The following is a 19,355-nucleotide window of genomic DNA, read 5'->3' as shown; positions in this document are numbered from 1 at the left end:
ACCCTGCCTGTATGGCCAAGCGGCGGCACTCAGGGACCAGGCCGCTAGATCGACCAGGGACAGAGGAGTGGTCTTCGTGACCGTCGTGGGACCCTTTGGGCTCAGCGTGCAGGACCGCGATCTGACCCGTGACGTCCAGGCCGGGATGGACGCGGTGGAGGCGGCGCTCATGGAGGCCGTCAAGAGCGACGTCCCCTTCATCACCGTCACCGCCAGCCACCTGATGGAAGCGGGCGGCAAGCGCTTCCGCCCCCTGCTGGTGATGCTCGCCGCCCAGTTCGGCGACGCCAACGCGCCCGGCGTGGTGCCGGCCGCCGTCGTCGTCGAGCTGACCCACCTCGCGACGCTCTACCACGACGACGTGATGGACGAGGCCCCCGTTCGCCGCGGCGCCCCCAGTGCCAACTCGCGCTGGGACAACTCGGTCGCGATCCTCACCGGTGACTTCCTCTTCTCCCGCGCCTCCCAGGTGCTCTCGGACCTCGGCCCCGAGGCCGTCCGCGTACAGGCCGACGCCTTCGAACGGCTGGTCACCGGTCAGATCCTGGAGACCGCCGGCCCCGGCCCGGACGACGACCCGCTGTGCCACTACCTGGACGTGCTGGCCGGCAAGACCGGCTCGCTGATCGCCGTCTCCTGCCGGATAGGAGCACTGCTGGCCGGTGCCGAGCCCTGGGTGACGGACATCCTCAGCGCCTACGGCGAGCGCATCGGCATCGCGTTCCAGCTGGCCGACGACGTGCTCGACATCGCCAGTGACGGCCACGAGTCCGGCAAGACCCCCGGGACCGACCTGCGCGAGGGCGTGCCGACCCTGCCCACCCTGCTGCTCCGGCAGATGCCGGTGGACGAGTCCGACCCGGCCGACCTGCGGCTGCGCGAGCTGATCGACGGCGACCTCGGCGACGACGAGCGGCACGCCGAGGCGCTGCGGCTGCTGCGCCGCCACCCGGCGCTGGAGCACGCCCGCCGGGAGACGCTGCGACATGCGGAGGAGGCCCGCGCGCTGCTCGACCCGCTGCCGGACGGCGCGGCCAAGGCGGCGCTGCAGGGCCTGTGCGACGCGGTGGCCATCCGCACCATGTGAGGCGGGCGGCCGGGGTGCCGTCGCGCGCGGCGATCCGGCCGCGGCGCCCGGCGGTCCACGGCCGTGCCTGGCGGTGCTCGGCCGTGCCTGGCGGTGCTCCGGTGCGGCCCGGTGGGGTCCTCCGTCCCTGCCCGGTGGTGCCCGGTGGTGCAGCCCGGTGCGATTTATTGCCCGACGGCCTTACGAGTAGGGAAGACTGACAGGCGTCAGCCCAGCCGCAGCCGTACCAACCCGGAAGGCCACCATGCTTCGCGTCGTCATCGCCGAGGACTCCGTACTGCTGCGGGAGGGCCTGACCAGGCTGCTCACCGACCGGGGTCTGGAGGTCGTGGCGGGCGTCGGGGACGGCGAGGCGCTGCTGAAGGCCGTCCACGACCTGGCCGCCGACGGTGCGCTGCCCGACGTGGTGGTCGCCGACGTCCGGATGCCCCCCACCCACACCGACGAGGGCGTCCGCGCCTGCGTCACGCTCCGTGGTCTCTACCCGGAGCTGGGCGTGCTGGTGCTCTCGCAGTACGTGGAGGAGCGGTACGCCTCCGAGCTGCTGGCCGGCTCCACCCGGGGTGTGGGCTACCTGCTGAAGGACCGGGTCGCCGAGGTGCGCGAGTTCGTGGACGCGGTGGTCCGGGTCGCCGGGGGCGGCACCGCGCTGGACCCGGAGGTCGTGCAGCAGCTGCTCAGCCGCAGCCGCAAGAGTGACGTGCTGGCCGGGCTGACCCCGCGCGAGCGCGAGGTGCTCGGGCTGATGGCCGAGGGCCGGACCAACACCGCGGTGGCCAAGCAGCTGGTGGTCTCGGACGGCGCGGTGGAGAAGCACGTGAGCAACATCTTCCTCAAGCTGGGTCTGGCCCAGAGCCCGGAGGACCACCGCCGGGTGCTGGCGGTGCTCACCTACCTGAACTCCTAGCCCGCACTCCCCGGCCGGTACGCCGGGGCCGGTATTCCCCGGCCCGCACTCCGGGCCGGTATTCCCCGGCCCGCACTCCCTGGCCCGCACTCCCTGGCCCGCACTCCCGCGCCGGTACTCCGGCCCGGTATGGGAGCGCGGATTCAAGGCGTTGTACCCAATGTGGCAGCGATTTGCCGCCGCATCCGGTAGTTCCGTCCAAGGCAATCCTTACCCGCATAGGATGCGAGAGGTGCACCAGGCGGACGGGGCACACGGCTCACGCCCGCGGCTGGTGCCCACGAGGAGGTCCGCGGCAGTGACCAGTCAGGTCGATCAGTCAGAAGCAGTGGACGGCTCGGACGGCGGCCAGGGCCGCTCCGGGACGGGTGAGGACCGTTCCGGTGTCGCCGCGCCGACGAGTCCGCAGCCCAGGCGTGCCAAGCCGATCCGCAGACTGGACCGGGTGATCATCCGGTTCGCCGGAGACTCCGGCGACGGGATGCAGCTCACCGGTGACCGATTCACCTCGGAGACGGCGTCCTTCGGAAACGACCTCTCCACCCTGCCCAACTTCCCGGCCGAGATCCGGGCCCCTGCCGGGACGCTGCCGGGTGTCTCGTCCTTCCAGCTGCACTTCGCCGACCACGACATCCTGACCCCGGGGGACGCCCCCAACGTCCTGGTGGCGATGAACCCGGCCGCCCTCAAGGCGAACCTGCCGGACCTGCCGCGCGGCGCGGAGATCATCGTCAACACCGACGAGTTCACCAAGCGCGCCCTGGCCAAGGTCGGCTACCCGGCAGACCCGCTGGCCGACGGCTCGCTGGAGGCGTTCCACCTGCACAAGGTGCCGCTGACCACGCTGACCCTGGAGGCGCTCAAGGAAAGCGGTCTGGCGCGCAAGGACGCCGAGCGGGCGAAGAACATGTTCGCCCTGGGCCTGCTCTCCTGGATGTACCACCGGCCCACCCGAGGCACCGAGTCCTTCCTGCGCACCAAGTTCGCCAAGAAGCCGCAGATCGCCGAGGCCAACATCAGCGCCTTCCGGGCGGGCTGGAACTTCGGCGAGACGACGGAGTCCTTCGCGGTCTCCTACGAGGTGTCGCCGGCGAAGCTGCCCCCGGGCCGCTACCGCAACATCTCCGGCAACCTGGCCCTGTCCTACGGCCTGATCGCCGCCGCCGAGCGCTCCGGGCTGCCGCTCTACCTCGGCTCGTACCCGATCACCCCGGCCTCGGACATCCTGCACGAGCTGAGCAGGCACAAGAACTTCGGCGTACGCACCTTCCAGGCCGAGGACGAGATCGCCGGCATCGGCGCGGCGCTGGGTGCGGCCTTCGGCGGCGCGCTCGGCGTGACGACCACCTCGGGCCCGGGCGTGGCGCTCAAGAGCGAGACGATCGGCCTGGCCGTCTCGCTCGAACTGCCGCTGCTGGTGGTCGACATCCAGCGCGGCGGCCCGTCCACCGGTCTGCCGACCAAGACCGAGCAGGCGGACCTCCTGCAGGCGATGTTCGGGCGCAACGGCGAGGCCCCGGTGCCGATCGTGGCCCCGGCCACCCCGGCCGAGTGCTTCGACGCGGCGCTGGAGGCGGCACGCATCGCGGTCACCTACCGGACGCCGGTGTTCCTGTTGTCGGACGGCTACCTGGCCAACGGCTCCGAGCCCTGGCGGATCCCGGAGGTCGACGAACTGCCCGCGATCGAACCGGACTTCGCGACCGGTCCGAACCGGGAGGACGGCGCGTTCTGGCCGTACCTGCGGGACCCGCAGACGCTGGCCCGCCCGTGGGCGGTCCCCGGTACGCCGGGCCTGGAGCACCGGATCGGCGGCATCGAGAAGCAGGACGGCACCGGCAACATCTCGTACGACCCGGCCAACCACGACTTCATGGTCCGCACCCGGCAGGCCAAGGTGGACGGGATCACCGTTCCTGTCATCGATGTTGACGATCCTCCCTCCTTGCCCGCCGACGGGCAGGAGGGGCCCATGGCGAGGGCACGCGTGCTGGTGCTCGGCTGGGGTTCGACCTATGGGCCGATCACCGCGGCCGTTCGCCGGGTCCGCGCCGACGGCGGCCATGTCGCCCAGGCCCACCTGCGGAATTTGAATCCCTTCCCGGCCAATCTCGGCGCGGTGCTGAAGAGTTACGACAAGGTCATCGTCCCCGAGATGAACCTCGGGCAGCTGGCACTGCTGCTGCGCGCCAAGTACCTGGTGGATGCGCAGTCCTACAACCAGGTGCGCGGACTACCGTTCAAGGCGGCGCAGTTGGCCGACGTGCTGTGGGCGGCTATCGGCAATCTGGACGAGTCGGCGAGCAACTCGGCGGCCGCACCGGCGAGCGAGGAGGACAACCGATGAGCGAGAAGTTCCCCTCGTTGAAGCTGGTCCCGAAGGACGACACGCCGCAGAGCGCCAAGGACTTCAAGACCGACCAGGAGGTGCGCTGGTGCCCGGGCTGCGGTGACTACGCGATCCTGGCGGCCGTGCAGGCCTTCATGCCGGAGCTGGGGATCAAGCGGGAGAACACCGTCTTCGTCTCCGGGATCGGCTGTTCGTCGCGGTTCCCGTACTACATGAACACCTATGGCGTGCACTCGATCCACGGCCGGGCGCCGGCCATCGCCACGGGGCTCGCGTCGTCCCGGCAGGACTTGAGCGTCTGGGTGGTGACGGGTGACGGTGATGCGCTCTCGATCGGCGGAAACCACCTGATCCACGCGCTGCGGCGGAACGTCAACCTGAAGATCCTGCTCTTCAACAACCGGATCTACGGCCTCACCAAGGGCCAGTACTCGCCGACCAGCGAGGTCGGCAAGATCACCAAGTCGACGCCGATGGGCTCGCTGGACGCCCCGTTCAACCCACTCTCCCTGGCGATCGGCGCGGAGGCCTCGTTCGTCGCGCGGACCATCGACTCCGACCGCCAGCACCTCCAGTCGGTGTTGCGGGCGGCGGCGGAGCACGAAGGCACGGCGCTGGTGGAGATCTACCAGAACTGCAACATCTTCAACGACGGCGCCTTCGAGGTCCTGAAGGAGCCGAACACCCGGGACGAGGCGCTGATCCGCCTGGAGCACGGGCAGCCGATCCGGTTCGGCACGGACCGCTCCCAGGGCGTCTTCCGCAGCCCGGACGGCGAGTTGTTCGTCGACGCCGTCACCACTGGCAACGAGGCCTCGGTGGTCGTCCACGACGCCCATGCCGCCGGCCCGGCCGGGGCGTTCGCCCTCTCCCGGATCGCCGACACGGACACGCTGCATCACACCCCGATCGGCGTGCTGCGGAGCGTGCAGCGCCCGGTGTACGACGAGCTGATGGCCTCCCAGCTCGCCACGGCGGTCACCCAGCGCGGCCAGGGCGAGCTGGCCGCGCTGCTGGCCGGGAACGACACCTGGACCGTCGCCTGAGGTCTGCGCGGTGACGGCGCCCCCATGGCCTGGGCCATGGGGGCGCCGTCGGTTCCGCTACCGCGCCGGTGCTACTGCCGAACCCACTCGACCAGCTGGATCACGACCCCGTTCGGGTCGGTGACCTGGAAGAGCTTCTCGCCCCACGGCTCCTCCAGCAGCGGCATGGTGATCTCCACGCCCTCCCCGCGGAGCCGCGCCTCCTCGCCCTCCAGGCCGGTGACGTTGAAGGCGAGGATCAGCCCGGCCGCGTGCTGGTCCCGGAACCCCTCCGGCAGCACCTCGATCCCGCGCCGCAGGAAGATCACGTTCATCCCGGAGTCCTCCCGCCCGAGCGAGACGAACCCGTCGGCCGCCATCTGCTCGGCGAATCCGAAGTGCTTCCGGAGGAAGGCCGAGGAGGCGGCCTCGTCCTCGACGGTGAGCGAAACGGCGGCAGCGGTGATCTGCATGGATGAAGGCCCTCTCGTCGGCGAATACCTCGTACGCAGTACACTATACATAGTACGGAGAATTGCGCCAGAGGGATGCGCGGAGCCAGAGGGATGCGCGGGGCTGTCTGCGGGGCGACGTGCGGGCGATGCGGCGGTGCTTGCCTTAGAGCGGACTCCAACTCCTACTGTCCTTGGTGTGGCCGGCGGAGACGCGAATCCCGCTTGGCCGGAGTGCAGGCTCACCCGCAACGAACAGCTGCCGTCCCGGCGGCGGAAACGGACCATCCATGAAGAACGCCGCCGCTGCTGCCCCCGCCGCGACCCGCCAGGAGCGCTTCGACCACGGCATGGAGGTCCTGACCCGCATCGACGGGGAGGGCGGGCAGAAGGTCATCGACGCACTGGCGGACATCTCGCCGGAGCTGGGCCACCAGGTCGTCTCCTGGGCCTTCGGTGACATCTACGACCGGCCCGGCCTGGCCCCCCGTGACCGGCAGCTGGTCACGCTCGGCATGCTCACCGCGCTCGGCGGCTGCGAACCGCAGCTGGACGTGCACATCAACGCGGCCCTCAACGTCGGCCTCGGCCCCGAGGAGATCGTCGAGGCGCTGCTGCACTCGGCCGTCTACTGCGGCATGCCGCGTGCGCTCAACGCGACCTTCGTCGCCAAGAAGGTGTTCGGTGAGCGCGGACTGCTGCCCGTCGGCGGGCCGGCGCCGGCGCAGGGTTGAGCAGGACGGGACAGGACGGGACAGGACGGGGCAGAAGGGGGCAGGGGGCCCCGCCGCGACGCGGCGTCAGCAGTCGCTGTCGCCCGGGTCGGAGCGGCGGGACGCCTTCGCCACGGCCTTGAAGGCGCCGAGGAGTCCGTCGCGGACGACCCCGGCGAACAGCGCGGCGACCCGCAGCCGGTAGCTGCGGGCGTAGCGGGCCCGGAGGGAGCGGACTGCGCCTGCGTCCTCGCGGGGCGACGGGTGGCGGGACTCGTTCATGAGGGGGACGGTACCCCGGGGGTCCGGCCCGATGCCCGGCGGGCCGCCGTCGCGGCCGGTACGGGTGCCGGGCCGGCGGAAGCCCGGCACCGGCACCCCTACCCTGCACCGCTACTTCCAGGAGATGGCGCCCTTGCCGAGGGTGTAGGGGGAGCCCCAGTACTCGGCGCCCGTGACCTTGGTGGCCGTCGGGGCGAGCGCGACGGCGCAGGCCTGGGCGGTCTGGCCGTTGGTGAAGCCCTTCGGGAGCGAGGAGCTCGGGCACTTGGCGAAGCCCCCGATGATCATCAGCTCCTGGGCCTCGCTGCCGTCCGGCAGGAGGCCCTTGATGTGGTCCACGCTGGTGAAGGACAGGTCGGTGGTCCCCGCGTTGGTGATCGAGTAGTGGACGTAGTACGGGACGAGGCCCTTCACCTTGTCGCCGAGCTTGAGCGAGTCCAGGTCGGCCGGGTCGCCCGTCTCGATCGAGCTGACGGCGAGTGCGATGACGCCCTTGGTGCTGCCGGAGGTGAACTGCACCTGCGCGGGCTGGCCGATCTTGAAGGTCTGCCCCGGGGCGGCGTCCGTGCCGCCGCCGGCCGCGGGCGCAGGCGCGCCGGCGGGGGCGCCGGCCGGAGCGCTGCTGGACGCGCTCGCGGCGGCCGGGGTGGTCGGCGCGGCGGAGGGCGTGGTCGGGGCGGCCGCCGGGGTCGTCGGGGCGGCGGCCGGGGGCGGAGTGTTCGTGGCCGTGTCCGACGAGTTGTCGTCGTTGCAAGCGGTGAGGGTCAGCGCGCCTACTGCCGCGAGGCTGACGAGTGCCAGCGTGCTTCTACCGGCGCGGATGCTGCTCATGTGAAGTTCCCCCGTGTCCCGGACCGCCAGGCGGCGGTCCTGCTCTCATGTTGATAGCGCGGCGGAGGGGGCGGGCGCCACGGCTTTGGCGAGCTTTTGACCCGGACGTGACGTGATCGCGTCGGGGTTGTCGAAGAGCCGGGGCGGCCGCCGGAGTTTGCCGGGGCCGCGCAGGCGTGGACCTGCGGCGAGTCTCGGGCCCGTTGCGGGGGTGTCTCGGAGGCATCTCGCGCGAAGGTCGGAGGGGAGGGCGTGGCTACGGTGGTGGCCATGAGAGCGGGGGATCACTCGGTCCGGTCCGGGATACGGCGGGTGTTGTTGACGTTGCTCGGCCTGGTCGTGGCGGCGGCGGTGATCGTCGTCGCGGTGTTCGCCTGGGCTTTTTACGATCTGACTACCCTTCCCAAGGCGCCGGACGCGGCAGGACTGGCCCGCGCCGCCGACACGCGTGAGGCCCGCGACCGGGCGGTGGCGTTCGCCGACGACCACACGGCGCGGCTGAAGGCGGCGGCGCCCTGGGCGGAGGTCCTGGACAGCTCGGTCGCCGACCGCTGTCATGCGGAGGCCCGCAGCGAGAGCTTCGGCAGCAAGCCGGCCTGGTCGCCAGTGGTGTGCCGGAGGACGACGGTGCTGTACGCGGCGTTCGACGGCAAGATCGAGCAGCGGCTCGCCGACCTGGACCGGGCGGCCGAAGGGCTCGGCTGGAAGCTGCGACCCGACGGCAAGAACCTGGTGCAGCAGTTGCGGCACATGCACAGCCCGGGCGGCGATGCGACGGCCGAGCAGACGGCGGAGGCGCTGGCCCGGCCGAACACGGTCAGCGTCGACCACGTGCCCGGCGACGGGCGGAAGGGGGTCACGCTGACGGTCGGAGTCGCGGACGGCAAGGGCATTCCGCTGGTGATGGGCAGTTGGGACGACCGGACGTCCCTGAGCGGCCCGGACGCGAAGCCCTACCTGGACCGGGAGCACGAGCGGGTCGTGTACTTCGACTGGCGGCGCGTCGACGCCGAGGGGCTCAAGGCCAAGGCCTATGCGGGCCACCGGTACCTGATGGCGATCGGCGTGACCCAGACCTACGCCACCGGCTGCCCGGGCGCCGAGTGCAACGGCGTCGGTCCTGCCTGGTAGGGGCGATGGCTGCTGAACCGGCAGTCATAGCCCCGGCTCGTCGGTCAGATGAGGTGGTCGAACTCGCCGGCTTTGACGCCGAGGATGAAGGCACGGAGCTTGGTGGTGGTGGTGGTGAGGACGACGTCCGGGTCGTCGGACTCGCGGAGGTGGCGGAGAACGCCGGTCCCGGGGGCCAGTTCGAGGCAATTGTCGGCGCCGTCAGCATCGCTGTATGACGACTTCTGCCAAGAAAGGTGGGACATCGGATGCCTTTCAGCCCTGGAGCATGTAGACGAGATGCTGAATGAGACCCCACGAGTCTCGGGAGGAAAGCTCGCGGAGGGTTCCACTCGTATCCACGCCGGCGAGCGCGAGGTCGCTCAGTTGCTCGAACTTCTCATGGTAGGCGGCGATGTCGACCGGATCGCCGAAGTGTTCGGCGCGCTTCGGACCAGAGATAACGATCGTGGCCAGATCGGTGCAGCCTGGGTCGCAGAACAGGAACGAGGACGACAGCGGCGCATGCCTCGGCGCTGTGAACGGCAACACCTGGATGGTGACGTTCGGGAGCTCTGCCACGTCGAGCAGGTGAAGCAGCTGCGCCCGCATGACAGCGTCGCCCGCGAACCGCATGCGCAGTGCTGCCTCGTGGATTACGAATCGGAACTTCCGCTGCTTACCGTCAGCAAGAATCTGCTGTCGTTCCATCCGGAACCGCACTGCCGTCGCCACGTCCCACTTGGCCTGGCGGTAGGAATCCTGGTAGATGGCTTCGGTGTATGCAGGTAGCTGGAGGAGGCCTGGGACGTACAGCGTGTCGTAACTGTCCAGCCGGACGGTCCTGTTCTCCAACTCGGCCAAGTCCAGGGCAAGTGCTGGCACCTGGTCTTCGAACGCCGACCACCAGCCCTTGCCCGTGGCCCGGCCCATCTCCGCGAGCGCCACTCGGTATGGGATATCCGTGCAGCCATAGGCGTCGAGCCAGATCTCAAGCCGCTCCAGGTTGAGGCTGATTCGACCCGACTCGGTGTGGCTTACTGCTGGCCCCTTCATGCCCACGAGCGCACCCGCTTCTGAAGCGGACAGTCCCGCCGCCACGCGAAGTCGTTGCAGCTCTTCGCCGAATCGACGCTGACGCTGGCTGATCGGCCCCTTGTATCCCACGGCAGTCCTTCCCTGTCTGCGCAGTCTCGCGCACAAGTCACCTACGGCGCCACCAACGGGTGACGCCAGCTAGGAAAACTTGGCGATCGGCTTGCAACTCTTACACGCCGCCCCCTACTCTCAGTGTTGCACCGATCACACGACGGAGCGTCAGTAATGCCTGTCTGGGCGCCGCAGAGCAGCCATGTGCGGCCTGGCTCACGGTCACGTCTCCGCCTCGAACTCCCTCTCCTCTTCCGGAGGTTCTTCGTGCGTGCCTTCAACCCTCCCGACTGGTCCGCCGCCCGCGACGAGCTGCGGGACGTCCTCGGCTCCTCCGGCTGGCCGGACGACGTCATCCGCGATGCCGAACTCGCCCTCCACGAGCTCTTCGTCAATGCCTGGAAGCACGCCGGCAGTCAGGCGCCCCTCGTGGTGGTCGTCGTCCTGAACCGGACCGTCCGCGTCTCGGTCAGCGACGACAGCCCGGACCTCCCCGAGCAGCGAACCTCCGCCGACCCCTACGAGCTCTCCGGCCGAGGGCTCCACCTGGTCCGCTCGCTCACCCACCGCTTCGGGGCCGATCCCCGCAAGCGTGGCAAGAGCGTCTGGTTCGAGCTGGACGCCGCCGCGTGAGCCGAAACCTCGTCCTCGACGCCCGGCGAGGTGAACCGTGGGAGTCGTGATCCCGCTCGTCACCAGCTCCACCCATGTCGAGCGAACGACCGTCCCCTACCTCGCCGTTGAGGCCGTCCCCGACGCCACCGTGCAGCTCCGGCTCGCCGTCGACCTGGACGTTCACGCCGGCCCCGGCGAACAGCTCGCCTTCCCCCTCACCCGCGACCAGGCCCACGAACTTCTCCACGGCCTCGCCGCCCACCTCGGCCACTGCGTCATCGGGATCCGCCGATGAGAGCCGGCACCATCGACTTCCTCGTCGGCGCCGCGTTCGCCGTCCTGATCGCGCTCGCGATCGCCACCCTCGTCCTCGGCGTCATCACCGCTGGCAAGGTTGCAAAGCCCGAGTATGACGCGCCCGCCCGGCGCACACCGAACTGATCGCCCCCTGTCACCCCTCCCCTGAAGGGCACCTCCATGCCCGAAGTGCCGCCGCAGCCTCCGCTCGCCAACGCGCTCGCCGCCGCCCACTACGCCGTCGCCGCCGCCTTCAACGCGCACACCGCCACCGGATGCACCCCGACCGTTCCCGACGACTTCGACTGGCCCCAGCTCGAAGCGTTCATCCACCAACTCGGCTATGACGCCGACGAGTCTGACGCTGCCCTCAACCTCTACCGTCTGCTCACCGCCGTCCAGCGGATCGCCTACCGCGAGGGCGCCGGCCGCAACACCACCTGGCACCCTGCCCGTCTCAACCCCCGACCCGGGGCCGGCCCCAGGGCCAGGCCAGCCGCCTCGGACCCGTAGTGGGAAGTCGGCCCATCCGACTTCCCACTCCGCGACCGCCACCGCCACCGGCGCCCTCCCACATGACCTCAGGGCACGAGGGAAACGAAGGACGCGGGGCGGATGCAGACCGGCAGGCCGCGCCCGACCGGCCACAACGGTGGCGAGGTCTCGACCCAGGGGCTGAAGCCTCGTCACAACACGTGGCGTCGCCCTGCGGGCATTGTCGGACAGGCCCTACGAACGGCGGGCCAGCAGGTGGGCGTCGAGGAAGCCCCGCTCGGAGGCCGGGTCGTGGAGCAGCCGGGCGAAGGGAACGAGCCCGGCGTCGGCCAGCAGGTCGGCGAGGCGGTCCACCGGCCAGCTGAAGGCAGGCGTCACCTTGTGGTCGAATCGGACCGGTTCCGGTCCGTCGGTCCCGAAGAAGGAGACCAGGAGCAGGCCGCCCGGTGCCAGGACGCGCACCTGCTCGGCGAGCAGCTCCGGCAGTTCCCCCGGCGGGGTGTGGATCATCGAGTAGTGGGCCAGTACGCCGCCGAGCGCGCCGTCCTCGACCGGCAGGGACTCCATCCGCGCCTCCTGGAAGCGCAGCGCCGGATGGGCCCGCCGGGCGTGGTCGACCATGCCCGGGGAGAGGTCGAGTCCGAAGGCGTCCAGGCCCAGTTCGTGCAGCAGGGCCGTCAGATGTCCGGGCCCGCACCCGACGTCCGCTGCCCGCGGGTTGCCCGTCTCGCGCACCAGTTCGGCGAAGGTGCTGATCATGGCCCGGGCGAACGGCCGCCCCTCCAGCCGGTCCGCGAACAGCGATGCGTACAGCTCCACGACACCGTCGTAGGCCACCCTGGTCTCGTCCTGATGATCCGCCACGGGAAGCACTCTAAAGCCGGTCTGATGATTGGTCTTGTGGCAGGCCGCGGTGGGGTGACGGACGCGGTGTGGGAGCGGAGCCAGGCCCTCGGCCGCTCCCGGGGAGGACTGACCACTCGACCGCCTTGGGCAGTTCCGGGCGATTGCCACGCACTTCGGCAAGCTCGCCGACCGCTCTCGCGCCGGCGTTGGTCCGGCCTCCCTGATCATCTGGCTTCGCGAACCAGTCAGATGATCATCTGTCGGGCAGTCCTAGTGCATCAGGACGAAGACGGCTCCGGCGACGACCGCGATGAGGACCGCGAGGAGGAGGCCGAGCACCGTTGGCGAGATCCGGTCCCGGGACCGCTTCTGCGGCCGGATCCGAGCAGGCTCGTCCGTGCTCAGTTCCCACCAGTTGACGACGCGCTGGAAGTCGACGTCGAATTCGGAGTCGGGGTACATGTCGCTGTTCTGGAGCCCGGGGAGCGAGCGGCGCCGCCCGCTCGTGAGGAACATCCGGGCCGCCTGCGAGTCGCCGGTCTGGCTCTCGATCTTCCGCACGTCGATCCACTGGACCTCGTGCCACGGGTAGGTGCGGCCGCGCCCGAGGCCCCAGCAGATGGTTATTCCGGCGGGGCCGACCGAGGACCAGCTCCGGAACGTGACGCAGCCGAGGGGTATCAGGAGCAGAATCGTCCCGCCGATCAGCCAAGCGCCGGCCGTGGGACCCATCTTGACGACGGCCAAGGAGCCTTCGAGGCCGAAGATGACGAGCGTCATCAGGAGGTGCGACCAGGACGGACGGTACCGGTCCTTGGCCCGAAAGATCAGTTCGTTCACTCCGCGCACACTACGCCGTGGGCTGTCGCGCCGGGACGGCGGGGATGCTCACCGTCCGATCCCCAACAGGCCTGCGGGGCAACGTTCCAGTGCTCGCAGCGAGGCCGACCCGCCGGCTACTGCATGACCTCGAGGTGCGGGTGGTCGAAGGATGTCGGGCAGAAGTAGAGCTGCAGGTTGTAGCCCCGGCCGATCTGCACCATGACCGGGTCGTCGATGTCGCGCCGGGCCTCCGCGTCCGCCGGCACACCCTGCTCCTCCAGCGGCGCCCATGTCCCGTCCGAGTCGCCGGAGCTGATCGTCAGCAACGGTGTCATGGCGGCCCCGCATGCGCCGCAGGTCATCGCCCACGGATCGCGGAAGCTCCACGGGCCCCACCCGCCGACCTTCCAGCCGGGGGCGACGGAGAGGTCCGACTGGTAGCAGGCAGGGTCGCCGCCCCCGGGGCGGCCGGACGTCTCGCCCCACTGCCGGAGCCGGGACCGCAGCTCCCGGTCCAGCTCCAACGGCGCCGGGTACTCGGTGACCACCTCGGGGTGGAGCACGCACGGCTCCGGGACCGTCCCGCCGTGGCTCTCCACGTCGGCCGGCTCGGGAGGGTCGGTCAGCACGACCCGGACATCGGCGGAGGACCGCCACACCAGGTGCACGACCGGCATGTCCTCCCCGTGGCCGTCGAGCGGGCACCACAGCACCTGGAGCAGGTCGGCACCGTCCGGGCAGGGCACGCCCGGTACGTCCCGTGCGTACAACTGGGCCACGGGCAGCATCGCGTTCGGTGCCGTGCTCCAGGGGTGGCTCTCTCCGGCGCGGTCGAGCGCCGCCCGCTCCTCCGGCGTGAGGAAGTCGACTCCCGGTCGCCGCGGCCGCTTCCGGGCCTCGCCCAGGATGCGCCGCTCCAGCCGGACGTCGCTCGGCGACACCGGCAGCCCGTGGTCGTCCTCGTGCTCCCGCTCGCACACCGGCCAGGGCTCGTCCGCCGGCCAGAGCAGCGGCCCGCCGACGGAGCTGTCGCGCACCGTCGGCTCGCCGCGGCGCGGGTGCAGCCGGACGGCCTCGCGGGCCAGCGGCGCCAGTTCGGGGAACGCGGCGACGATGTCCGCGGGGCGGGGCGGTGAGGTGCGTGCCAACGGAGGTCCTTCGGCGGTGGACGGAGACCGGGTCGGCGAGGACGTTACCCGTCGGCGCGGACACCGCTCCGGCGCCGGACCCTGGGGTCCACAGGGGAGCGGGACGTCGGATCCGCCGACTTCCCGCTCCGCTTGGATCCGTTCGACTCAGTCCTTGCAGACCGCGTTCACGCGCACGTCCGGATGGTCCGCCGACTCGTTCACGGCCTGGGCCAGCCAGCCGTTGGAGCGGACTCGTAGATCGAGGCTCCGACGGCGATCGCGCCTCCGCCGGTCACCGCCCGGGACGGGCAGTACTTCAGGTCCTGGGCGGTCCCGTGGAAGAGCGGGAGCTTCGTGCCGGTGCCCCAGCAGTGGTGATGGGGCGACAACGAGCAGACCACGAAGGCCTCCAGGTAGTGGGTCATCCCGCTCACGTTGTCGATGGAGTAGGCCCAGCGGTCGTTCAGGTCGTTCCCGGTGGCGTAGGACCCCCCGACGTTGAGCACGCCGAGGTCGACGCGCCCGCCGCCTCCGGTGGCGTACTGGCCGGGCGGACACAGGGCCTGCAAGGCCTGCTGCTCCGCGCCGGAACCGCGACCGGCCTGTTGAACACCTGGGTGTGCGGCGCCGTGGAACAGATCGCCGACGCCCACAGCGTCGCGTCGACGTCCGATGCGCCGTCCACGGTGAGGACCCAGGTCGGGCCGCCGGCGTAAGAGCTGATCAGCGGCAGCGGGTGGTGGCGGTGGCGGCGGGGAGGGCCCGGCCGCGCCCTCCGCGTTCGGTCCCGCTGCCGGCGCTCACTGCGCTGTCGGTGCCGCCGCTTCGGCGCGGCGACGCCGGGCGTAGGCGACGGTGAGCGCCCCCACGAGCGGGCCCCAGAGCAGCAGCGGCGCGTAGCAGGCGTCCATCACCAGGCCGGCGGTGCCCCGGGGAAAGTCGGGGTTGTCCAGAGGGCCGCCGGGGATCAGCGTGACCGCGGCGCAGAGCGCGGTCACGGCCGCAGCGCCCAGCCCGGCGGGGACGGTCACCGCCGCCCGCGGGATGCGCCGGCCGCCCAGTCCCGGAACCCAGTGCGGGACCCGCTCGCCCCACAGCCGGACCAGGCCCAGCGTCAGGCAGGCCGCCGCCTGCGACGCGACCGACAGCACCAGCACGTAGACCGTGATCGCCGGACCGGTGTACAGCTCGCCGAGCCTGCCGGTGAAGCCGACGTCGGCCCCGAAGCCCAACGCCAGCCGCCACACGCACGAGGGGACCGTGCACAGCACGGTCGCCCACGCCGTCCACACGGCCCAGCGGGGCGCGGCGGCTGCGGTCGTGTTCGACAGGTGGCGGCGGGACATCGTGAACTCCTTCGGTGGGAACGGGGTTTACCGACCCCTCGACGATCGCGCAGCGGACGACCGGATCCATCGTCTGCACCGGCGGACCGTCTCCCCCCGCCGAGGGAGCGCCGGGCCGGGGTGCGCCCCCGGAGGAGGAGACGGGACCCTGACCCGAGGCCCGAGGCCCGAGGCCTGAGGCCCGAGGCCCGAGAGGTGATCCCCGGGTGGTGGCTGTCAGCGGGGTGTGCCAGAGTCTGCGTGTGCTTGAGATCGTGGTCGAGACGGAGAACTGGGAGCGGCATGTCCGCTTGTCCGCCGAGGAGTTGGCCGGGCTGGTCCGCCGGATCGGCGGCGACGGTGACCGGTTCCTGGTGATCCAGCGGGTTCCCGACCTGCCCGACGTCTTCGCCCAGGTCTGGCACGAGTCCGGCGGGGAGTACACGCTGGAGTACCGCGACGGCTCCTCCGACCGGCACTTCCGGACGCCGGCCGACGGTCCCGAGGTCGTGGTCGCGGTGCTGACCGGCTGGGCCCGGCAGGAGGCCGGTTGGGATTCCGGTCCGGTCTGGTCGCTGCTCGACCTGGGCCCCGCGCGCGAGGTGCCGGCGCTCGACCTGGACGAGGACGACCGCAGGCAGTTGGAGAAGCGCGTCCGCGAGGTGCTGGTCGGCGGCTACGCCTCCCGCGCCGAACTGGCCGAGCTCGCCGAGGACTACCTGGTCACCAAGGACCGTCGGCCCGTCTCGCGCGAGCAGGCGCAGGTGCTGGCCGACCGGCTGTGGCTGGAGCGCGTCGCGGAGCAGGCGCAGTGGCAGGGCGAGACCGACCCGGAGCGGCTCACCCGTGTGTTCGCCGCCCTGCAGGAGACCGGTATCACCGCCCGCGAGAACTTCGCGTGCTGCCGCAGCTGCGGGCAGTCCGAGATCGGCGGCGAAGGCGGGCCGGACGCCCGCGGCTTCGTCTACTTCCACACCCAGTGCACGGACGCCGCTGCGGCCGGCCACGGCCTGACGCTGCTCTACGGCGGCTTCGACGGCTCGTCCGAGACCACCGCGGCCATCGGCCACGAGGTGGTGGCGGCCCTCGAAGCGGGCGGCTTCCACACCGAGTGGGACGGCGACCCGGGCCAGGCCGTCACCGTCACCCCTCTGGACTGGCGCCGCCGCCTGGTCGGCTAGAGCTCACGCACAGCCCTCCTTCTGCAGCAGGCTTCAGGAGCCGTCCAGCCCCGGCAGCGTGTCCTGCTCGACCTCGTGGCGGGCGACGCGCTCCGCCGGGTCCCGGCACTCCGGGCCGAGGCGCAGCATCCGGGACTCGGGGTCGTGCAGCGGCCGGTGGCAGCGGCGGCAGGTGACCCGGGGGCGGAGGACCTCCGGGGCGTCCGTGCCGGGGAGGGGGTCGGGGGCGGTCATGGGCTAGACGGTAGCCGGGCCCGGCCGTGAAAGGATCTCCCCATGGCGAGTGAGCGCAGCAGTGCAGGAGATCCGGCGCGCACGCTGGCACTGCTCTGGGGTGTGTCGGCGGAGGAGAAGCCGGGCCGGCGCGGGCCCCGGCAGGCGAAGTCGCCGGCGGAGATCGCCGCGACGGCGATCGCGCTGGCCGACGCGGAGGGCGTGGACGCTGTCACGATGCGGCGGGTCGCCCAGGAGCTGGGCGTCTCCCCGATGGCGCTCTACACCTACGTGCCGGGCAAGGCCGAACTGCTGGACCTGATGCTGGACACCGTCTACGCGACCATGCCGCGCACGGCCCCCGCCGGCGAGGGCTGGCGGGCCCGGGTCACCGCCGTGGCCGACGACAACCGGGCGCTCTACCGGGCGCACCCCTGGGTGGCGGGGGTATCCACCAGCCGCCCGCCGCTGGGGCCGGGGGTGATGGCCAAGTACGAGTACGAGCTGCGTGCCCTGGAGGGGACGGGTCTGGCGGACGTGGAGCTGGACGCGGCCCTCACCCACCTGCTGGGCTTCGTGCAGACCTGCGCGCGGATGGCCGTCGACGAGCGTGCCGCCGAGCAGGACAGTGCGATGAGCGACGCCCAGTGGTGGGCCGCCAACGCCGAGCTGCTGGCCCGCGTGCTCGACCCCGAACGGTTCCCGGTCGCCGCGCGCGTCGGCTCCGCGGCCGGCGAGGCCCACGGCGGCGCGTACAGCCCGGACCACGCGTACGCGTTCGGGCTCGCCCGGGTGCTGGACGGATTCGCGGCGCTGATCGCGGCGCAGGGGGAGTAAGTAGACCGGCCTACCTATTTTGGCTGCGCGCCGGGTGCCGCGCGGTGAATCTGTAGACCGATCGGTTTATGCAGACCGGTCTACATAGGTAGACCGGTCTGCATAAAAGCCCGGTGCGTGGCCGCTCGGGCCTCGTCACGGCCGGGCCGCGCCCCGCCCTCCGCGCCCCTGCCCGTCGTGGCCGCCGGTGCAGCCGACCCGCCCGGTGCAGCCGACCCGCCCGGTCCAGCCGACCCGCCCGGTGCCGCCGTGCTCGCCCGGCTCAGCGGGGCGGCCGGGCGTCGTACTCCTCGCGGGCGGCCCGGACGCCGCACATCCGCTCCTCCACCCAGTGCGCGAGCGCTGAGACGTGCTCGGCCGCCTCCAGTCCGAGCGGGGTCAGGCTGTAGTCGACCCGGGGAGGGATCACCGGGTGGGCCTCGCGCAGGACGAAGCCGTCGCGCTCCAGCGTCTGGAGGGTCTGCGCGAGCATCTTCTCGCTCACGCCCGACACCCGGCGGCGCAGCTCGCTGAAGCGGTAGCCGCGCTCGCGCAGCGCGACCAGCACCAGCACGCCCCAGCGGCTGGTGACGTGCTCCAGGACGCCGCGCGACGGGCACATGCGGTCGTAGATGTCGGGCGCTCTGTCGAGGAACGACGAGGCCGACGAGGCCGATGAGGCCGATGAGGCCGATGACGTCTCTGCCATTACCTTCATGTCAGTACCCTACTTCCAAGTGCGTACTATCCAGAAGTTAGTGCCCTCCCTAGGGTGAGTTCCCGAAGCCGACGCGCGGCGAGGACCCGGACGCGCGGTGAGAAACCCCAGGGAGCAGCACATGTACGTCGTCACCGGTGCCACCGGACAGCTCGGCAAGCTGGTCGTGGAGGGGCTGCTGGCTGCGGTCCCGGCGGACGAGATCGCGGTGGTCGTCCGCTCGGCGGACAAGGCCGCCGCCTGGGCCGCCCGGGGCGTGCGGGTGCACGAGGCCGACTACGGCCGGCCCGAGACGCTCGCCGGGGTGTTCGCGGCCGGCGACCGGGTGCTGCTGATCTCCGGGAACCAGTTCGGCAGCCGGGTGGCGCAGCACCGCGCGGTGATCGACGCGGCGAAGGCGGCCGGGGCCGGGCTGCTGGCGTACACGAGCGTGCTGGGCGGCCCGGCGGCGACGTTCCGGATCGCCGAGGAGCACATCGCCACCGAGGCGGTGCTGCGGGAGTCCGGCCTGCCCTTCGCGCTGCTGCGCAACGGCTGGTACACCGAGAACTACACCGCTACCGCGGCCGGGAGCCTGGAGCGCGGGGAGGTCTTCGGCAGTGGCGGGGACGGTCGGGTGGCCACCGCCCCGCGCCAGGACTACGCCGACGCCGCGGTCGCGGTGCTCACCGGCGAGGGGCACGAGGGCGGTGTGTACGAGCTGAGCGGCGACGCCGACTGGAGCATGGGCGAGTACGCGTCGGAGCTCTCCGCGGCCTCGGGCCGACCGGTGGTGTACCGCGAGGTCGAGCCGGCCGAGCAGGTCGAGCGGCTGGTGGCGGCGGGTCTGCCGGAGGCGCTCGCGGAGGTCTTCGTGGACACGGACGCGGCCATCGCGCGCGGCGAACTCGGCCTGCGCACCGGTGACCTGGCCCGGCTGATCGGCCGTCCGACCGTCCCGCTGGCGGAGACCGTGCGCGCCGCGCTCACCGCCTGAGGGTTCCCGGTCCCT

General features: G+C 71.5%; 25 protein-coding genes and 1 pseudogene. 14 read left to right on the top strand and 12 right to left on the bottom strand.

All coding sequences use genetic code 11. The annotated features are described in order from the left end of the window. Positions 1-76 precede the first annotated feature (76 nt). The 4 genes from OG286_RS17125 (at position 77) to OG286_RS17110 (ending at position 5,390) form a co-directional block, all read left to right on the top strand. Positions 77-1,087, top strand: coding sequence for a polyprenyl synthetase family protein (locus OG286_RS17125; RefSeq protein ID WP_396324532.1), 1,011 nt, complete (start codon positions 77-79; stop codon positions 1,085-1,087). A gap of 244 nt (positions 1,088-1,331) precedes the next feature. Then, complete coding sequence (locus OG286_RS17120) at positions 1,332-1,994, top strand: LuxR C-terminal-related transcriptional regulator (protein ID WP_396324531.1); 663 nt, start codon at positions 1,332-1,334, stop codon at positions 1,992-1,994. 298 nt (positions 1,995-2,292) lie between these two features. Next, positions 2,293-4,341 (top strand): 2-oxoacid:acceptor oxidoreductase subunit alpha, encoded by a 2,049-nt coding sequence (locus OG286_RS17115; protein WP_396324530.1) that lies wholly within the window; start codon positions 2,293-2,295, stop codon positions 4,339-4,341. Beyond that, positions 4,338-5,390, top strand: a complete 1,053-nt coding sequence (locus OG286_RS17110) for a 2-oxoacid:ferredoxin oxidoreductase subunit beta (protein WP_396324529.1) — start codon at positions 4,338-4,340, stop codon at positions 5,388-5,390. Before OG286_RS17115 ends, OG286_RS17110 begins: the two co-directional genes overlap by 4 nt. 71 nt (positions 5,391-5,461) lie before the next feature. Here the strand turns inward: OG286_RS17110 and OG286_RS17105 are convergent, their stop codons facing one another. Continuing rightward, complete coding sequence (locus OG286_RS17105; protein WP_396324528.1) at positions 5,462-5,842, bottom strand: VOC family protein; 381 nt, start codon at positions 5,840-5,842, stop codon at positions 5,462-5,464. Between the two features lie 329 nt (positions 5,843-6,171). Here OG286_RS17105 and OG286_RS17100 point away from each other — a divergent pair, with 329 nt between their 5' ends. Continuing rightward, positions 6,172-6,555, top strand: a complete 384-nt coding sequence (locus OG286_RS17100) for a carboxymuconolactone decarboxylase family protein (protein ID WP_396324562.1) — start codon at positions 6,172-6,174, stop codon at positions 6,553-6,555. Between the two features lie 66 nt (positions 6,556-6,621). Here the strand turns inward: OG286_RS17100 and OG286_RS17095 are convergent, their stop codons facing one another. Both OG286_RS17095 and OG286_RS17090 read right to left on the bottom strand, forming a co-directional pair. Then, complete coding sequence (locus OG286_RS17095; RefSeq protein ID WP_396324527.1) at positions 6,622-6,816, bottom strand: hypothetical protein; 195 nt, start codon at positions 6,814-6,816, stop codon at positions 6,622-6,624. Between the two features lie 111 nt (positions 6,817-6,927). Continuing rightward, positions 6,928-7,647 (bottom strand): hypothetical protein, encoded by a 720-nt coding sequence (locus OG286_RS17090; protein WP_396324526.1) that lies wholly within the window; start codon positions 7,645-7,647, stop codon positions 6,928-6,930. Positions 7,648-7,959: 312 nt separating this feature from the next. Between OG286_RS17090 and OG286_RS17085 the strand changes: the two genes are divergently transcribed. Next, positions 7,960-8,778 carry a hypothetical protein gene (locus tag OG286_RS17085; protein WP_405365434.1) on the top strand — a complete coding sequence of 273 codons (819 nt, stop codon included), beginning with the start codon at positions 7,960-7,962 and terminating at the stop codon, positions 8,776-8,778. 44 nt (positions 8,779-8,822) lie between these two features. Here OG286_RS17085 and OG286_RS17080 read toward each other — a convergent pair whose 3' ends face one another. Together OG286_RS17080 and OG286_RS17075 are read right to left on the bottom strand one after the other, a co-directional pair. After that, positions 8,823-9,023, bottom strand: a complete 201-nt coding sequence (locus OG286_RS17080) for a DUF397 domain-containing protein (RefSeq protein ID WP_405365432.1) — start codon at positions 9,021-9,023, stop codon at positions 8,823-8,825. A gap of 10 nt (positions 9,024-9,033) precedes the next feature. Further along, complete coding sequence (locus OG286_RS17075) at positions 9,034-9,924, bottom strand: helix-turn-helix domain-containing protein (protein ID WP_405365430.1); 891 nt, start codon at positions 9,922-9,924, stop codon at positions 9,034-9,036. A 249-nt stretch (positions 9,925-10,173) separates the two neighbouring features. Between OG286_RS17075 and OG286_RS17070 the strand changes: the two genes are divergently transcribed. The 4 genes from OG286_RS17070 to OG286_RS17055 are packed head-to-tail and all read left to right on the top strand — an operon-like array spanning position 10,174 to position 11,331. Beyond that, positions 10,174-10,539, top strand: coding sequence for an ATP-binding protein (locus OG286_RS17070; protein ID WP_396324522.1), 366 nt, complete (start codon positions 10,174-10,176; stop codon positions 10,537-10,539). Positions 10,540-10,576: 37 nt separating this feature from the next. Continuing rightward, on the top strand, positions 10,577-10,816 hold the full coding sequence (locus OG286_RS17065; protein ID WP_405361074.1) for a hypothetical protein: 240 nt from the start codon (positions 10,577-10,579) through the stop codon (positions 10,814-10,816). Continuing rightward, the gene (locus tag OG286_RS17060) at positions 10,813-10,962 is read left to right on the top strand and encodes a hypothetical protein (protein WP_405361076.1); all 150 of its coding nucleotides are present in this window, start codon (positions 10,813-10,815) and stop codon (positions 10,960-10,962) included. The genes OG286_RS17065 and OG286_RS17060 overlap by 4 nt, the downstream gene beginning before the upstream one ends. Positions 10,963-10,998: 36 nt before the next feature. After that, positions 10,999-11,331 carry a hypothetical protein gene (locus OG286_RS17055; RefSeq protein ID WP_396324519.1) on the top strand — a complete coding sequence of 111 codons (333 nt, stop codon included), beginning with the start codon at positions 10,999-11,001 and terminating at the stop codon, positions 11,329-11,331. Positions 11,332-11,547: 216 nt separating this feature from the next. Here OG286_RS17055 and OG286_RS17050 read toward each other — a convergent pair whose 3' ends face one another. Beyond that, the gene (locus OG286_RS17050; protein ID WP_396324518.1) at positions 11,548-12,177 is read right to left on the bottom strand and encodes a class I SAM-dependent methyltransferase; all 630 of its coding nucleotides are present in this window, start codon (positions 12,175-12,177) and stop codon (positions 11,548-11,550) included. Between the two features lie 121 nt (positions 12,178-12,298). On the opposite strand from OG286_RS17050, the pseudogene OG286_RS17045 reads away from it, so the two are divergent. Continuing rightward, a pseudogene (locus OG286_RS17045) lies at positions 12,299-12,412 on the top strand (IS5/IS1182 family transposase); the annotation flags it as partial. 17 nt (positions 12,413-12,429) lie between these two features. On the opposite strand, the gene OG286_RS17040 reads toward OG286_RS17045, so the two are convergent. From OG286_RS17040 to OG286_RS17025, 4 genes are all read right to left on the bottom strand, one after another. Beyond that, positions 12,430-12,999 (bottom strand): hypothetical protein, encoded by a 570-nt coding sequence (locus OG286_RS17040; protein ID WP_405365428.1) that lies wholly within the window; start codon positions 12,997-12,999, stop codon positions 12,430-12,432. Between the two features lie 116 nt (positions 13,000-13,115). Continuing rightward, positions 13,116-14,129, bottom strand: coding sequence for a hypothetical protein (locus tag OG286_RS17035; protein ID WP_405365426.1), 1,014 nt, complete (start codon positions 14,127-14,129; stop codon positions 13,116-13,118). A gap of 200 nt (positions 14,130-14,329) precedes the next feature. Next, complete coding sequence (locus OG286_RS17030) at positions 14,330-14,680, bottom strand: hypothetical protein (RefSeq protein ID WP_396324515.1); 351 nt, start codon at positions 14,678-14,680, stop codon at positions 14,330-14,332. Positions 14,681-14,911: 231 nt separating this feature from the next. Beyond that, on the bottom strand, positions 14,912-15,457 hold the full coding sequence (locus OG286_RS17025) for a hypothetical protein (protein ID WP_396324514.1): 546 nt from the start codon (positions 15,455-15,457) through the stop codon (positions 14,912-14,914). A gap of 242 nt (positions 15,458-15,699) precedes the next feature. Here OG286_RS17025 and OG286_RS17020 point away from each other — a divergent pair, with 242 nt between their 5' ends. Next, a complete protein-coding gene (locus OG286_RS17020; RefSeq protein WP_396324513.1) occupies positions 15,700-16,617 on the top strand; it encodes a DUF6891 domain-containing protein in 918 nt (305 codons plus the stop codon). A gap of 33 nt (positions 16,618-16,650) precedes the next feature. On the opposite strand, the gene OG286_RS17015 is transcribed toward OG286_RS17020, so the two are convergent. After that, positions 16,651-16,851, bottom strand: a complete 201-nt coding sequence (locus tag OG286_RS17015; RefSeq protein ID WP_405365424.1) for a DUF6011 domain-containing protein — start codon at positions 16,849-16,851, stop codon at positions 16,651-16,653. Positions 16,852-16,893: 42 nt separating this feature from the next. Between OG286_RS17015 and OG286_RS17010 the strand changes: the two genes are divergently transcribed. Continuing rightward, a complete protein-coding gene (locus OG286_RS17010) occupies positions 16,894-17,667 on the top strand; it encodes a TetR/AcrR family transcriptional regulator (RefSeq protein ID WP_396324511.1) in 774 nt (257 codons plus the stop codon). A 262-nt stretch (positions 17,668-17,929) separates the two neighbouring features. On the opposite strand, the gene OG286_RS17005 is transcribed toward OG286_RS17010, so the two are convergent. After that, positions 17,930-18,268 (bottom strand): winged helix-turn-helix transcriptional regulator, encoded by a 339-nt coding sequence (locus OG286_RS17005; RefSeq protein WP_396324561.1) that lies wholly within the window; start codon positions 18,266-18,268, stop codon positions 17,930-17,932. Positions 18,269-18,485: 217 nt separating this feature from the next. Here OG286_RS17005 and OG286_RS17000 point away from each other — a divergent pair, with 217 nt between their 5' ends. Further along, positions 18,486-19,340, top strand: a complete 855-nt coding sequence (locus OG286_RS17000; RefSeq protein WP_396324510.1) for an SDR family oxidoreductase — start codon at positions 18,486-18,488, stop codon at positions 19,338-19,340. Positions 19,341-19,355 lie beyond the last annotated feature (15 nt).

Source organism: Kitasatospora sp. NBC_00039, from assembly GCF_045160625.1.
Lineage (GTDB): Bacteria > Actinomycetota > Actinomycetes > Streptomycetales > Streptomycetaceae > Kitasatospora.
This window is presented reverse-complemented; position numbering and strand designations above follow the sequence as displayed.

What these genes read in the sequence shown, in the direction of transcription:
- OG286_RS17120 (WP_396324531.1), top strand. Translation starts at nt 1,332, where the DNA reads ATGCTTCGCGTCGTCATCGCCGAGGACTCCGTACTGCTGCGGGAGGGC.
- OG286_RS17110 (WP_396324529.1), top strand. Translation starts at nt 4,338, where the DNA reads ATGAGCGAGAAGTTCCCCTCGTTGAAGCTGGTCCCGAAGGACGACACG.
- OG286_RS17105 (WP_396324528.1), bottom strand. Translation starts at nt 5,842, where the DNA reads ATGCAGATCACCGCTGCCGCCGTTTCGCTCACCGTCGAGGACGAGGCC.
- OG286_RS17100 (WP_396324562.1), top strand. Translation starts at nt 6,172, where the DNA reads ATGGAGGTCCTGACCCGCATCGACGGGGAGGGCGGGCAGAAGGTCATC.
- OG286_RS17095 (WP_396324527.1), bottom strand. Translation starts at nt 6,816, where the DNA reads ATGAACGAGTCCCGCCACCCGTCGCCCCGCGAGGACGCAGGCGCAGTC.
- OG286_RS17090 (WP_396324526.1), bottom strand. Translation starts at nt 7,647, where the DNA reads ATGAGCAGCATCCGCGCCGGTAGAAGCACGCTGGCACTCGTCAGCCTC.
- OG286_RS17080 (WP_405365432.1), bottom strand. Translation starts at nt 9,023, where the DNA reads ATGTCCCACCTTTCTTGGCAGAAGTCGTCATACAGCGATGCTGACGGC.
- OG286_RS17060 (WP_405361076.1), top strand. Translation starts at nt 10,813, where the DNA reads ATGAGAGCCGGCACCATCGACTTCCTCGTCGGCGCCGCGTTCGCCGTC.
- OG286_RS17055 (WP_396324519.1), top strand. Translation starts at nt 10,999, where the DNA reads ATGCCCGAAGTGCCGCCGCAGCCTCCGCTCGCCAACGCGCTCGCCGCC.
- OG286_RS17025 (WP_396324514.1), bottom strand. Translation starts at nt 15,457, where the DNA reads ATGTCCCGCCGCCACCTGTCGAACACGACCGCAGCCGCCGCGCCCCGC.
- OG286_RS17015 (WP_405365424.1), bottom strand. Translation starts at nt 16,851, where the DNA reads ATGACCGCCCCCGACCCCCTCCCCGGCACGGACGCCCCGGAGGTCCTC.
- OG286_RS17010 (WP_396324511.1), top strand. Translation starts at nt 16,894, where the DNA reads ATGGCGAGTGAGCGCAGCAGTGCAGGAGATCCGGCGCGCACGCTGGCA.
- OG286_RS17005 (WP_396324561.1), bottom strand. Translation starts at nt 18,268, where the DNA reads ATGTGCCCGTCGCGCGGCGTCCTGGAGCACGTCACCAGCCGCTGGGGC.
- OG286_RS17000 (WP_396324510.1), top strand. Translation starts at nt 18,486, where the DNA reads ATGTACGTCGTCACCGGTGCCACCGGACAGCTCGGCAAGCTGGTCGTG.